Genomic DNA, 14,166 nt, shown 5'->3' with positions numbered 1-14,166 from the left:
AACGGAGCCTCTTTTCGAATTAATATCATGTTAAAAATTCCATTTAATAGTAGAATCTTTAAAAACCCCATAAATATAATGTCCTTCTGTAAGCAGAATAAACAATAAATATAAAACTAGGAATATAACTGGCGATACAACAGACCATCTAAGGCTGCTTTTCTCACCTTCCATGTGCATGAATGCCCATACAATATAATATGCTTTGAAAATTGTTAAGATATAGAATATCCAGTTCAATAAATTCAAACCGATAAAATGATTAAATTCTAATGATGCTGGTTTAAAAATACCCAGAATAACTTCTACTGTAGTTACTACTGAAAGTAAGATGAAAACAAACCAGATTCTTCTTGTATTTGATACGTGTTCGTGTGACATAATAATTAAAATCTAAAATTAAACTAAGTAGAAAACTGTAAATACAAATACCCAAACTAAATCGACAAAGTGCCAGTATAAACCAACTTTCTCTACCATTTCGTAGCTTCTTCTTTTTTCGTAAGTTCCTAATAACACATTAAAGAAAATAATGATGTTAATGATAACTCCAGAGAATACGTGGAATCCGTGGAAACCAGTAATAAAGAAAAAGAAATCAGCAAACAATTTACTTCCGTATTCGTTTCTAGTTAAGTTTGCTCCTTCTACTACATATCTTGCATCCTGCAAACGAGTTTCAGATTCAGCTCTGTTTAAAACAGTTTTTTTCTTTTCAGCAGTAAGCTTTTCAGTTCTGATCAATAATTCCGGATGAGCTTTAAAACCTGCCTGAATTTCAGCAACAGAATAAGTTGACAACGTTTCTGCATCTTCCATAAACCAAGATGTTTTGTTTCTTGTCAAAGCTTCTCTTTGTTCTGGCAATTTAACAGCAAAATCAGCAATCGCTACTCTTTTACCTTCTTTATCGACAAACTGCAATAAGCTTCCTCCTTTTGTTTCAACTGCACCGTACTCTCCTTTAATGAAATTTTTCCATTCCCAAGCTTGAGAGCCCACGAAAATAAATCCTCCAATAATAGTTAAGAACATATAAAATGCAACTTTTGTTTTTTTCAATTGATGACCAGCATCAACAGCTAAAACCATTGTTACAGATGAAAAAATCAAAATAAAAGTCATCAAGGCCACATAATACATCGGAGCAGATGCACCGTGCATAAATGGGAAGTGAGTAAACACTTCATCAGCCAAAGGCCAAGTTTCAATAAATTTAAACCTAGAAAAACCATAAGCTCCCAAAAACCCAGAGAATGTTAAGGCATCTGATACGATAAAAAACCACATCATCATTTTACCATAACTTGCTCCTAATGGCTGATTGTCGCCGCCTCCCCAAGTTTTTTCTTCGTTATTTGCAGTAGTCACTGTCGCTTCCATAAAAGATATTCGTTAAAAAGTTCCCAAATTTACGTTTTTTTCTTATTTAAAGAAATATAAAAATAAAAATAATAAAACCCACAATAAGTCTAGAAAGTGCCAATACATTGCACCTAGTTCTATACCAAGAGTTTGAGTCGAATTGTATTTTTGTTTAAAATGATTATAAATTACAATTAAAAGCGAAATTAGTCCGCCAGCCAAGTGTAATAAGTGCACAAAAGCAATTATGTAAAGAAAAGTCGCAGTAATTGAGCTGCCTTGACCCGTCATGTAATAACCACTTTCCATGATTTGTCCAAAGCCTACAAATTGCAAAACAACAAATAAAATACCTAACGCCAATGTTCCCAAAAGGAAAGCTGTAGTTGCAGCTCTATTGTCTTTTTGAATTGCTTTTTTAGCCAAATAAAAAGTAACACTACATCCTATAATCACAGCTGTACTGTAAAAAAATGCAGTTGGTAATTCGAAATTCTTCAACCAGTCAGCTCTTGATTTACTTACCACGAAGGCACTCGTAAGTCCGGCAAACATCATGGTCATGCTTACCATTGCAAATAACAAAATCAGTTTTGCTGATTTTTCTTTTTGCACTTGTTGTTCACCTGTTGTCATTGTCATTTCCATAACTATCTTAAAAATTTATCTACTATAAATACTATTTGCAGTAACGAAATATACGAAACGCTCACCAGCATTAATGTTCTTGCTGCTTTTGCAGTTCGTAAATTGTACAAACGCACTGCGTAAAACAACATCCATAAACCCAATAAAAACACTAATATTGCTGCAATTGGCGATATAAATAATTGCCCTGTAAACCCTAAAGAAGGCAGCAATGATGCTATAATAAGCCAAACTGTATATAAAATTACCTGCAAAGCTGTTCCTTTATCTTTTTTTCCTGTTGGCAGCATAAATATCCCGGCCTTTTCATAATCTTCATATAAAAACCAGCCTATAGACCAAAAATGCGGAAACTGCCAGAAAAACTGAATTAAAAACAAAGTTCCTGCCTCGATACCAAATTCTCCTGTTGCCGCAACCCAGCCTAACATAAACGGAATTGCACCCGGAAAAGCACCCACAAAAACCGATAACGAAGTTACTGTTTTTAAAGGTGTATAAACGCTTGTATATAAAAATATTGAAATTGCGGCAAACATTGCTGACTTGGCATTGATTGTATATAACAATGCAATACCAACAATAGTAAGCAGACTGGCTACAAACAAAGCCATTTTTGGTGACATACGCCCTGAAGGAACCGGACGGTTTTTAGTACGATCCATTAATGAATCGATATCTTTTTCGATTACCTGATTAAATGCATTTGAAGCTCCCACCATGCAATACCCGCCAATCATTAAAACCAGTAAAACACTCCATTTAAAAGGATGTTCATCATTAACACCTAACAAATATCCGGCGATCGACGAGAACAATACACTAATAGCCAAACCAGCCTTAGTAATTTCTTTGAAATCGAGGAATATTGATTTAAGTGAAAATGTATTTTTTGCAGCTTCCAATACGGTAGTTGTTTGTGTATTTTTTTTTGAGTGGTGCAAATGTACAAATTAGATTGTAGAATCTGGACCTATAAAATTAGATTTTTTTTAATAAAACCCCGACAAAATAAGAACTTGCAAATCTTTAACACTATTATTTCGAAAAATCTTATTAAAAACTAGTAATCAAAATACCAATTGAAAATATCCGAACGGAGTCCGATTGAAAACCAAGTCGTACTTTGCTTAAAAGTCGCTGCGGTTTCCTGAGTAGGATCAAAATTTCTATAGATAAAACTTCCAAATAATTTTAAATTAGTGATAGGATTAATCAAATATCCAGCCTGAACATCGGCTATAAAAATACTCGTTTTATTTCCCTGCCCTACTTTTACTCCTTTGTCGTACGGACGTTTTTCGTCGTAACTTTTATAAATATTTCCTCCATAATTATAGCTGTCTGCTGCTGTATCAAAATCCAGACCTCTAGTACCTGTAGTTAATTTTGCATCGGCAAAATAACGTCCTTTATGATAACGCGAGATTACAACTAATTCTTCAAAATTACCTCCCCATTGATGCCCCATGCTCTGATTATTATGTCCGTAATTTGTAATTACGGCGCTGTGAGAGTATACGTAAGGCCTAACATGGTTATATTCTACCTGAACAAGTAAATCTTTCACCTTAAAGGCATCGAAGTATTTTGCTCCAATTTGATACCCAAATTTGTTCTTCCAGCTTTTTTCTCCAGCTCCTATATCAGAAACAGAAAATTCATCAATTAAGAATTGGGTATACAAATTAATATTATTATTCCATTTATATTTTCCTGTAATTCCCAAAAGAGCATTACCACTTTTAGAAGAAGAACCAAACTCTACTGCACGATAAAAAATAATTGGATTCACAAAATTAATATCAAATCCTCTATCGTTGCTATTGGACCAAACAACGGACTCAAAAAAGCCTAAATTAAGTCTATTTGAAACATTCCAGCTCAAATAGTGATTGGCCATAAATTTGGTTGCGTATGTTTTTTCTGCTGTAACATCTGGACGAACATCTTTAAGCCACATATAGGTATTTGTGTACTTAATTTTCCAAAAATTAGTATTAATTTTAAAATAAGGATATGGACTTGCACCATCACCTTCAAGCAGAGATCGATATCCATCTCCGATAAAGTTTCGTCCGTATCCTAACTGCAAATCAAAAATTTTACTTGGCGCAAATGTAATATTAGCATCTGCCAATGGAAAATCATAAGCATCTTCTTTAAATCTTTTTGCAATTCCGATTCCGGGCACAATCGCAGGATTTCCTCCTGATGGTTTTATAGATTCTGCATAATTATTAAAATAACCCGCAAAACGACCTTGGCTTTCAAAAAAAGTTGTGGTAAAATTAATCTGTTTTCCTAATCCTCCTCTAAAGTTTAAGGCACGTGTGTTTACATACGTATAAGAGGCATCAATATCTGAGGCTTTACCCATTTGCAGATCAAGAATTGGATTTAATGTAAACCAATAATCTTCTCCCTGAATCTGAACCATATTTTCGTTCCAGAATTTTCTTCCCAGCCAGCTGGATACATTTTTCTGAAGCGATTCGTTTACTGCTTTTAAGTTGTAATATTTTGAAACCTCTGTGTAAGTAAAAGGCTTAGATGCAGTATGGTTATTACTGCCAATTTTATTCATTGCTCCATCAAACTGCGCATAATAACTGTGTGAGAATGGAATATTTAAATGACTTTGAAATTCAGGATTAGTATATTTTTTATAAACGATACTATCCAATTCTGTCATTGGTTTTTCTTCCGGCTTTAGAATTTCTGCGGCAGCCAAAGCTTCTGCAGCGAGTTGATCGGCATTTTTTAACGGAATATCAATTGAAATTGTATATTTTGAATAAGTTGGTTTTCCGCTAAAAGTAGATGGTTTTATTTTATCGAATTTATCAAACACACGTGTCGCTTCTTTAGATAATTCATCATTTACAGCATTTACATAAATTACTTTAAACTCGCCTTCCTGGTCAACTTCAAAAAGCACTTTAACTTCACCTTTATAATTGTTTTGCTTTAAATTTTCGGGAACCTGAAAGTTATTATAGACAAAATTCTGAACTTCTCTGTAAAAACAATTTTCTAAATCTTTAGATCTTAAATTTTCGCAATTCGGAAAAACAGGAAATTGTTCTGCTGTAAAACCTGGCTTGATAGAAGAGTTACCATTTTCCTGCGAAAAAGTAAATAAGGAGGATAAAATAAAAGCAAATGATAATAAAAGCTTATTCACGTAAGTTTGGGTTTTCATTAATATTGATTTGTGGTATTTTCTCCGTCTGCAATTTTTTTTGCTGCCGAAGTTCCAATGCGTTTAACACCTAGATTAATCATTTCTACTGCATCTTCGTACGATCTTACGCCGCCTGCCGCTTTTACAGGCAGTGGTGATGCATTTTCAAGCATCATCAAAATAACGGGAATTGTTGCACCGTTTGGCAGATCATTTTCTGTTTTATAAAATCCAGTTGATGATTTTACAAAAACAGAAGTATATTCGTCTTCTCTAAAATTGGACAAAACAACATTTTTAATCAAGGCCGAAATTTGTATAATTTCTTTGTCGCTTAAAGCTGCGGTTTCAATAATCCATTTTATGGTTTTATTTTTTGCAAGTCCAATTTGCGTTCCTATTAAAACTTCTTGTTTTACTAAGGCTGTATATCCGTCTTTAAAGGCTTCGTAATTACAAACAAAGTCTAATTCATCAACTCCGTTTTTGATTGCTTCTTCTGCCTCTTTTATTTTAGACTCTAAACTTGAACTGCCTTCTGGAAAATCAATAACGGTACCAATAAGCAGTTTTGATTCCGCACTAATAATCATAGTTTTAGCCAGACTAACATATTCAGGCCGAATCATAATGAGCTTAAAACCTTCGACAATAGCTTCTTCAATTGCATTTTTTACCACAATTGTATTTTCTGCTTCCGAAAGTCCGGCCTGATGGGCTGTTTTTAAATAAGTTGAATCGAGATATGGCTTAACATTCATAATTTTTAAGTTTCATCGAATTGGCACAAAAGTACATTTTAAATTCAAAAAAAAACACTCTTTTTAAAGCTTCATTTTCTTGTAATAAAAAACCCACCGAAGTGGGTTATCTATTTTATATTTTATCGATCTGCTTCTTAAAGGCTATACATGTAAAAACACCTGCTGTACCTCCAATTGTATTTGCTAAAATATCCGTCACATCTGCCGCTCTTGTTATAGTAAAAACACTTTGCAGGATTTCTATCGTTATTCCAAAAAAAACTGAAAAAATAAAAGAAATCAAATAAGCTTTATAATCATCGGCTTCTTTACCTTTTAGTTCCTTTTTGAAAAACAAAATCCATGAAAATGTAAATCCAAAATGAAAACAAAAATGTACGATTTTATCAATGCTTGGAAAATTTACTGCGGGAATGTTACTTGAATCTATCAAACAGAAATAAGTAATAACTCCTGAGCAGAGAATCGCCCAGCATAATAATAGCTGTTTAGGCACCGATAAGTTCTTTGTAAGCTTCGTCAGATAAAAGAGTATCTATTTCTGATGCATCAGCAATTTTTATTTTGATCATCCATCCAGCTCCATAAGGATCTGAATTTACAGTTTCAGGCGCACTTTCTAAACTGTCATTAAAAGCTATAATTTCTCCTGTTAAAGGCAAGAATAAATCTGAAACTGTTTTTACAGCTTCAACTGTTCCAAAAACCTCATCTTTATCAAGTGTCTGATCTAAAGTTTCTACTTCAACATACACGATATCTCCTAATTCTTTTTGTGCAAAATGAGTAATTCCTACAGTTGCCACATCTCCTTCGATGCTAACCCATTCATGATCTTTTGTGTACTTTAAATTTGCTGGTATGCTCATAATAGTATGTTTGAAAAATTGATAATTTAAAATTTGTGTCACAAATGTAACAATCTTCTAATTAAATTTGGTTTAGAAATTCAAATTTAATTTCCAAAATTATAACGTAATGTAAATCCTGATCTGATGTTTGTCAAAGGAAATGATGTTGAAATAACTGCTTTTGAAAACGAATGATCGTAATAAAATATAGCCGTTAGATTTTTACTGAAAGAATAATCTGCAGTAAGTTTAAGCGACCAAATATTCTGACCTGCTCCTAATTGATTATTATCGTAATCTAAATAACGTACCAATGTCTCGTTGTTTCTAAAAGAGAAATCTGCTTTTATGTTGATATCACTTTTAATAATTCCTGTTGGATTATCAGCTAATCTAGAGGAGAAAATAACATCTTTAAAACGGTATCCTAAACCTACAACATATTCTATTCCTTTTACTTCTGTCAATAAATTGTTATCAAAACTCATAGACAATGCTCTGTCTTTTTTGATCTCGGTCAGTACACGCAGCGAGCTTTTCAACTCAAAATCTACACGGATCAGCGGGCTGAACTGCTCAACCAAGTTGATATTTGACATCACTGTTTTATTATAGAAATTACCATTTACATCTACCCCATTTGGAGATTCAGTATAATCAAAATTAGACCTAAACTGATTGATTGTATAAGATGCTCTATAGTTATGCTGTAATGAAAAACGCTTAAATTTATCTTTAAAGTATTTGTAGCGCATTAATCCATTATACTTTATACTCCAGTTTGGAATAGGGAAATTTCTAAAAATATCTGTCGAACTGCTAGAAGCATCTTTACCCGAATACGCTGCGAGGAAAGAAGGCAGCAATACTGCCTGATTGCTTTTTCCGTATCCTATTGGATATCCATCATTTGAAATGATCTTTTTTCTATCTGCATTTTCTGGATTTGCAATGTCTGTTAATGGTGCTGTAGCATCTGCCAATGGAAGAGCCGAAGCATCATATCTTGGAACTGTTGCTCCGTATCTTTCTTCTGCCAGACGATTCGCAATTACCAAACGATTTTCTCTAAAATCATCAAATGCGGCAGATTGTGTTTCGTTACTTGTAGAAAAAGCCGTTTTAATTAGGACTGTTGATATAGAGAACATTCCATAAGTATAAGGTGAAAGGGGCACATATTCTCCAGTAGCCTGATTAACACTATACTGCTCTGATGAATTTTCTGAATACGAACGATCCATTGCTAAATCAATTTTCAAATCCGGGAACAAATCAATATTTGCCGTGATTTTTAAAAGCTTATTATTTACCTGAGTAAAGTTTTGATTGAATTCCTGATAAGTAGTCAGCCAGCCGTTTTTAGCCGCTTCGTAACGAACATCATCCTGACTTCCGAAAACAAATCCTAATGTTGGTCTCGAGGTTCCGAAGAAACCGACACTTGGAGTGTATCCAGGTAAAACTGTTCCGCTGTTTTCCGTGTAATTAACCTGTATATTTTTCACACTGGTCAATATGCCAATCAAACCATCATAAAACGGATTGCTGCTTGTAACTGGTTTTGCTGTATTGACAATTTTCTCTCCAGGTTTTGGCGGTGCTGCCGGCTTCGCTTTTGCTTTTACTTTTGCTCCCGGAGTCAGACCTAAATACTTATACAGTGTATTCATATTAAAGGTCGTCGTCAATGTATTTGAATTGGCATTTTGAATGGTATTTCCTAAATCCCATAGTAATCCATTTTCATCTTCGTACTGAGAAAGCGCTGTCGAAGAACGCTGCCAGTTATAATCTGCGGTATAAGAATAGTTTGCTTTTATAAATCCAAAAATTGGAATTTTATTAATCGGAATATCATAATTCAAAACTAATTGCTGCACGTGCTGATTTGGTGTTCCGATATCAAAATAATCATCCCAGATATTAAAATCTTCTTTAGGCGTATTGTCATCGTTCATGAAATTTCTCACGATATTATTAGATGCAGCTGTATAATTTAACTTCAATGATTTTGTCAGGTTAAAACCAAATCCGTATTGATAATTAAAAGCAAAATTTCGTCTGTAAAGAGGATCTAAACCAATTCCCTCTACATCAACTTGTCTGTATTGCTGACGGTTACTTTGTCTTAAAATATTGGTATTAAAAGATATATTCGACGGCAGATAATTAAAATTAATATCACTCAGCAGTTTCCAATACTCACTGCTTTTCATGAATTTGGTTTGTTTGAAAGGAACTACTTCTTTTGGCTGAAAAGTGTATGCATAATTTACAGAGGTACTTGTTTGCTCATCATCATAATTTTCAACTTCATAATCATGTCTTTCTACTTGATTGTAAGATTGAGAGAATGTCAAATTCTCCACATCGTATATATGTGGTTTTTGTTCTGGCGCTCTGTCTTTTCGTACTCCAATAAAATTGATGCTTCTTCGTTTTGTATAATCTACAGCACGAGTTCTGATGTTATCTTTTTCTGCCTGATCAGTTGTTTCTCTAATCAATTGATCTAATTTAATATCCTGATTAAAAGGATCGTATTCTGGTGTAATTACTTCTTCGCCGATAGCATAATTAAAAGGAAGGTTTATGCCCCATCTTGGTGGTAATAATTTACCTAAATTAAGATTAGTAACAATATTATATTGTTGTACATCTTCACGATCTCTTTCGTTTGCTCCCTGCTCCAAAGATCCAAAACCAATTGTACTTTTTCTACCAGAAGCAGAAACTGTAGCAAAATCTGCCAAATTGGTATCAACATTTAACAATGCTGCCATTCCGCCCTTATTTTCCAAATCGGCAAGACGAAGTTCATTAAACCAAACTTCTCCTTTAATATCTTTATTAATAGCACGACTTTTTACTCCGACCATTAAATTTCGTACCAAACCAAAATTCGGATTTCCTTTGATACCCAATCTTAATCTTGAATCACCATCTCCATCGCTTAAACCCAAATCATCATCAGGATAATAAACACCATTTATATCTCTTTTATCTGAGTTAATATCAATGCTCATTGCTTTAATCTTCATTCTGGTTAATAATTCCAGAGCAAGATCAATATCATTATCTTCCATCCAGACTCTATCGGCACTTATTGTACATGAACCGCCGCTTCCTGTTACTTTTAATGGAATTTCAACTTGATAATAGTTTTGTGTAAAGTCATTTCCGAAACGGATAAATCCAATCATTTCATCATCTAAAAGAGGATTTTCGTTTGGTAAAGACTCAGCATGCATAAACATTTTTAATTTTTTGTATTGACGCATATCAACACTTACATTTTTAAATACAGCTCTTGAATCTTGATATTCTAATCCAGCTCCTCCAACTCTAACCGCCAATGATTGCTCATTTTGGTTAATAATTGTATTGTTATTGTACAACTGCTCTCTCTGAACTCCTGGCGGAATCACATAATTTACAGGGCATTTTGTACTATTCTCCTGAATATTAACTGCTGCAACATCAAACTCAACGCCATCATCGTCAGGATTTGTATCGTTTGCATCAAGTGTTCCTGTATACCTTCTCCACTCACCTCTAACTAAATCTAAAGCTCCAAAACGAACTGTCATCTGATCACTAAATCCTGTCATAAACATTCGCATAAAACGAATAGATCTAAAATCAGTAATATTTCCAATTGTATTTTGTGGTTGTGAAACCGGAATTTTAAACTGAATCCATCTTGCATTTGTTGTTGATCCGTTTGGCAGTTCAACATTGGTTACCTCACGAACATCAGTAATATAGTTTTGCCCAACCTGCATTCCTGGTTTTAAATCAATGCTGTATTCATAATAAGCATTAATAGTATTCATCGTGTTATCACGATTTATATCTTCCACGTCCGGAAGGGTTGTAGAACCTCGATTAGGGTCGTCTACACTCACTGCAGAATTTCCTTCAAGTCCGTTATAATTTTTATATCGATCTAAGACACCTCCCTGTGTATTCAAATAATATGTATAATCATCTGCTGCAGGATCCAGTTCTGAAGCAAAATTAGTATAAACAGCACCTTCTCTTGAATTAGGAAGACCGTCTAAACCAACGTCTTGATTTCTTCGATTATCGGCATTGGTATCAAATGCATAAATTAAAGATTGAGAGGCAGGAACATCTCCCCAAATTGGCTGTGGCTTTACCATAATCTGGTCTGGTCCTAGTCCATTTTCATATTGCTTTCTACCGTCTTTCAGTACATCTTCTGAAACTTCACCTAAATTGAAATAAATTTTACCCGTATTATTGGTCTGTGCTTCTCCATTTCCTACGTAAGGATCTAATACCCAAAATTGAATATACTCTACATTTCCTTGTTCGAAATTGGTTGAATTTAAAGCACGCATAATACCTCCAAAATTAGATGACGGAGCACTTGTACTAAAACTTGGGTTATTATTATAAGGTCCTCTATCTGATGGATAATAAGTTAAATCAAGTGTATTGATGACTTGTATTTGTCCCTGAGCAATATCTGTATTTGGATAAAGTTCTCTGCTGTAAACTCTTCTTGTTGTATTTAATGATAAATCATCATTTGTAATACCTGATGGTTTTGAAGAATAAAAAACAGGATCGACAGTATACCAGGCCAGCTTAGCACGTTTATAACCGTATTCTAATGTATTTGAATTGGCATTAAAAGTATTATCGTTTATAGAATTTACAAAAGGTGTAGAAGCCAGACTCCATGCATACGCTGATCTCATATCAATCGTAGTTTGTGATCCCTCAAAATCATCTACGTAAATAGTGGCTTCTCCCTCAAAATCACTTGCCTTTGGAGCATCGGGTTTTAGGAAAGCAATCTCACCTCGGATAGATAAATTAGAAGGAACATCTGTATCGATATTCGGTAATTTGTTTACCAATCTGGTCAAGAAAGGAACTTCTGTTGAATAATTTCCATTAAAACCAAATATTGTATTATTTACAGACTCCTGGCCATAGCTTGATTTTTGAGTAAAAGGCCTTTCGGTCATTTTTAAATAAGTTCCGCCAATAAGAAATTTTTCAGAAATTTTATGTTCTATATTGAAACCCATAAATCTTCTGGTCTGCTGCCCAAAAATAGAATTATTTTCTAACGAAACTTCGATTGGTGTATTTGACGCCTGAAGTGAAGGGTCCAGAATCTGAACTCGCCCTAATTGATAATCTACACTATAATCTATACCTTCTACCAAAACTCTCCCTGCAGCTGTAACCACTACAGAACCCTGAGGTACGTTAAAAGCTCCGATTGGGATACCATTACTTCCTGATGATTTGTATTTTCCTCTTAATAAGAATTTATTTTTGTCACTATCCTGCAAAGCTCCCGACTGCGTGTTTCTATACATGCTTCTAAACACATATTTCTGCTGGTTTGGGTTATAGGTATTAGTATCATCGTAGTTTTCGACAGATCCGGTATTTTGTAATTTCTTAAATAATAGTTCCCCAAAAGGTTCTTTGGTTGTAAAGACAATACGACCGTTTTGTACATCTACAGTTATTCCGGGAATATAATCAAAGAAACCATCTCCTCCTGTCTGCGGGTCATTATTGTAATTTAAACGATCCAGATTAAAAACATTCAATAATGGTGTCTGATCAACTTTATTGTCCGGACTTGGATTTGCAGGAAATGAAGATCCTAAAACTGGTGTTATATAATTGATAGGCGAAGGATCTGTATAAAGAATGTTTAATCTAAAATCATCTTGTTTAATTTGATATGCCTGCGGGATTTGATAAACGTTTTTCATCATCAAATTCCAAACTGGATTCTGTACGTTTGTTAAATTACTTTTCAGCATTTTTAAAACCAAACTCTGCGTAATAATAGCCTGATCAGAATTATTGCTTCCTGTAACTACAGTAGCATCAATTCCGTCACTTCCAAATTCTCCAACACGATACACAGTGCCTCCTTCTGTATATTCGTAAGCAACTGCCAAAATTTCGTCATTTGCCAAACGCTGTTGTAAAGAGATATATCCTAACTGCGGATTAAATGTATATTCTGTAGCTGCCAATTTTCTGGCATTTTCTAATACAGAGTAATCTGCAGCTTCACTAACATTAGTATTATTAAAACCAGATTTTGCTGTTACAATTTCTCTAATATTCTGATTTAAGAATGAACCTGCCTGACCTATTGTTGCGGGATTATATTTATTGTTCTCGTTATCTGTTGGCGTATCAATTGGTTTACTAAAAAAACCTGCTGTAGAACTTATTACTACAACCTGATTTTCTGGAACACCGGTAATCTGAGCCTCTCCTAAATCCTGAAGTGCAATAATATTTCTTAAGTTATTATTATTTGATGCTACCCTGTTTTGTTTATTGGTAACCCAGATTTCTAATCTCGTAATCTGAACACGACTTTGAATTAATGGGTAATTTTTTAAAGAAGCGTCGTATTTATTTCTAAAATACTGAGATAAAAAGAAATGTCGGTCATTATCGTAATCTAAGGCGTACAAATCAAAGTTTTGTACAGTGCCGCCACCTTCTGCAACTATACTTTTGGTTTGAGACTTCTGTTCTGAGAAAACTCCAGTAACAGTCGTTCTTCCAAATTGCAGCTGTGTTTTTACTCCAAATAAACTTTGTGCTCCACGAATAAGTGTGCTGTTAAGAGGCATACTAACGTTACCGACCTCAACTTTTTGAATAATATCGTCTTCAGTTGGCGTGTAAGCAAGCTTAAATAAATTTTGAAAAGCAAAAGTAGATTGTGTATCGTAATTGGCATTTACCTCCAATCGGGTTCCAACTTTCCCCATCAGACTCATACTGATTCTTTGATCAAAGTCAAAAGTAAGGCTGGATCTATTTCTGGGAGAAAAGGATGGATTGTCTTGTTTAGTATATCGTAAACCAAGGTCCATCTCAACAGATCCGGTAGGTTTTACGTCTATTGTATTACTTCCGAAAACACTTTCAAAAAGGCTGGAATTGATGTAATAACGAGGAAGCAGATCTTTTTTTGCTGCTTCACTTCCTTTTTTCTTACCATCAATTGCGTCGGCTTTTTTTCTAAAATAATCTCTTCTGGATTCTTTTAGAACTAAGTCTTCGTATTCTTGCGGTGTTAAAATAATAGGATAGTTAATTGAGAAACCATCAACAGTACTAGAGTAGATATAACGGTCTGTAATAGGATCGTATCGATAAGCCGAAAGTACACTCGGCGGATTTTCAACTTCTACTTTACCTACTGTAAAACTTGTTTTTGTGGTATCTTGAGGCGAGGGATTTACTTGCGCACGTAAAACATTACCGCAAAACAAAACCAGCAACAAAATACAAATTTTACGCATACAATTATTCTTAT

The 14,166-nt window shown here is 34.2% G+C and carries 9 protein-coding genes; all 9 read right to left on the bottom strand.

All coding sequences use genetic code 11. The annotated features are described in order from the left end of the window. Positions 1-30: 30 nt before the first annotated feature. A complete protein-coding gene (locus B0A68_RS00745; RefSeq protein ID WP_035685688.1) occupies positions 31-381 on the bottom strand; it encodes a cytochrome C oxidase subunit IV family protein in 351 nt (116 codons plus the stop codon). A gap of 18 nt (positions 382-399) precedes the next feature. Beyond that, positions 400-1,383 carry a cytochrome c oxidase subunit 3 gene (locus B0A68_RS00740; RefSeq protein WP_035685691.1) on the bottom strand — a complete coding sequence of 328 codons (984 nt, stop codon included), beginning with the start codon at positions 1,381-1,383 and terminating at the stop codon, positions 400-402. Between the two features lie 42 nt (positions 1,384-1,425). After that, positions 1,426-2,013: a cytochrome c oxidase subunit 3 gene (locus tag B0A68_RS00735; protein ID WP_035685693.1), complete on the bottom strand. Its 588-nt coding sequence runs from the start codon at positions 2,011-2,013 to the stop codon at positions 1,426-1,428. 2 nt (positions 2,014-2,015) lie between these two features. Beyond that, positions 2,016-2,918 (bottom strand): heme o synthase, encoded by a 903-nt coding sequence (gene cyoE, locus B0A68_RS00730; RefSeq protein ID WP_035685697.1) that lies wholly within the window; start codon positions 2,916-2,918, stop codon positions 2,016-2,018. A gap of 158 nt (positions 2,919-3,076) precedes the next feature. Beyond that, positions 3,077-5,218, bottom strand: a complete 2,142-nt coding sequence (locus B0A68_RS00725; RefSeq protein WP_035685700.1) for an energy transducer TonB — start codon at positions 5,216-5,218, stop codon at positions 3,077-3,079. Then, positions 5,218-5,961: a deoxyribose-phosphate aldolase gene (gene deoC, locus B0A68_RS00720; RefSeq protein ID WP_035685702.1), complete on the bottom strand. Its 744-nt coding sequence runs from the start codon at positions 5,959-5,961 to the stop codon at positions 5,218-5,220. The genes B0A68_RS00725 and deoC overlap by 1 nt, the downstream gene beginning before the upstream one ends. Before the next feature lie 115 nt (positions 5,962-6,076). Further along, entirely contained in the window at positions 6,077-6,460 is a 384-nt protein-coding gene (locus B0A68_RS00715) for a VanZ family protein (protein WP_035685705.1), read from the bottom strand. Then, on the bottom strand, positions 6,453-6,833 hold the full coding sequence (gene gcvH, locus B0A68_RS00710; protein ID WP_035685707.1) for a glycine cleavage system protein GcvH: 381 nt from the start codon (positions 6,831-6,833) through the stop codon (positions 6,453-6,455). Before gcvH ends, B0A68_RS00715 begins: the two co-directional genes overlap by 8 nt. An 86-nt stretch (positions 6,834-6,919) precedes the next feature. Further along, on the bottom strand, positions 6,920-14,152 hold the full coding sequence (gene sov, locus B0A68_RS00705) for a T9SS outer membrane translocon Sov/SprA (RefSeq protein WP_035685710.1): 7,233 nt from the start codon (positions 14,150-14,152) through the stop codon (positions 6,920-6,922). Between the last annotated feature and the right edge of the window lie 14 nt (positions 14,153-14,166).

Source organism: Flavobacterium reichenbachii, from assembly GCF_002217435.1.
GTDB lineage: Bacteria > Bacteroidota > Bacteroidia > Flavobacteriales > Flavobacteriaceae > Flavobacterium > Flavobacterium reichenbachii.
Note: the sequence above shows the minus strand (reverse complement) of the source record. Positions and strands in the feature narration are given on the sequence as shown.

Coding starts and splice junctions, on each gene's coding strand:
- B0A68_RS00745 (WP_035685688.1), bottom strand. CDS start 381: ATGTCACACGAACACGTATCAAATACAAGAAGAATCTGGTTTGTTTTC.
- deoC (WP_035685702.1), bottom strand. CDS start 5,961: ATGAATGTTAAGCCATATCTCGATTCAACTTATTTAAAAACAGCCCAT.
- B0A68_RS00735 (WP_035685693.1), bottom strand. CDS start 2,013: ATGGAAATGACAATGACAACAGGTGAACAACAAGTGCAAAAAGAAAAA.
- B0A68_RS00740 (WP_035685691.1), bottom strand. CDS start 1,383: ATGGAAGCGACAGTGACTACTGCAAATAACGAAGAAAAAACTTGGGGA.
- sov (WP_035685710.1), bottom strand. CDS start 14,152: ATGCGTAAAATTTGTATTTTGTTGCTGGTTTTGTTTTGCGGTAATGTT.
- gcvH (WP_035685707.1), bottom strand. CDS start 6,833: ATGAGCATACCAGCAAATTTAAAGTACACAAAAGATCATGAATGGGTT.
- B0A68_RS00725 (WP_035685700.1), bottom strand. CDS start 5,218: ATGAAAACCCAAACTTACGTGAATAAGCTTTTATTATCATTTGCTTTT.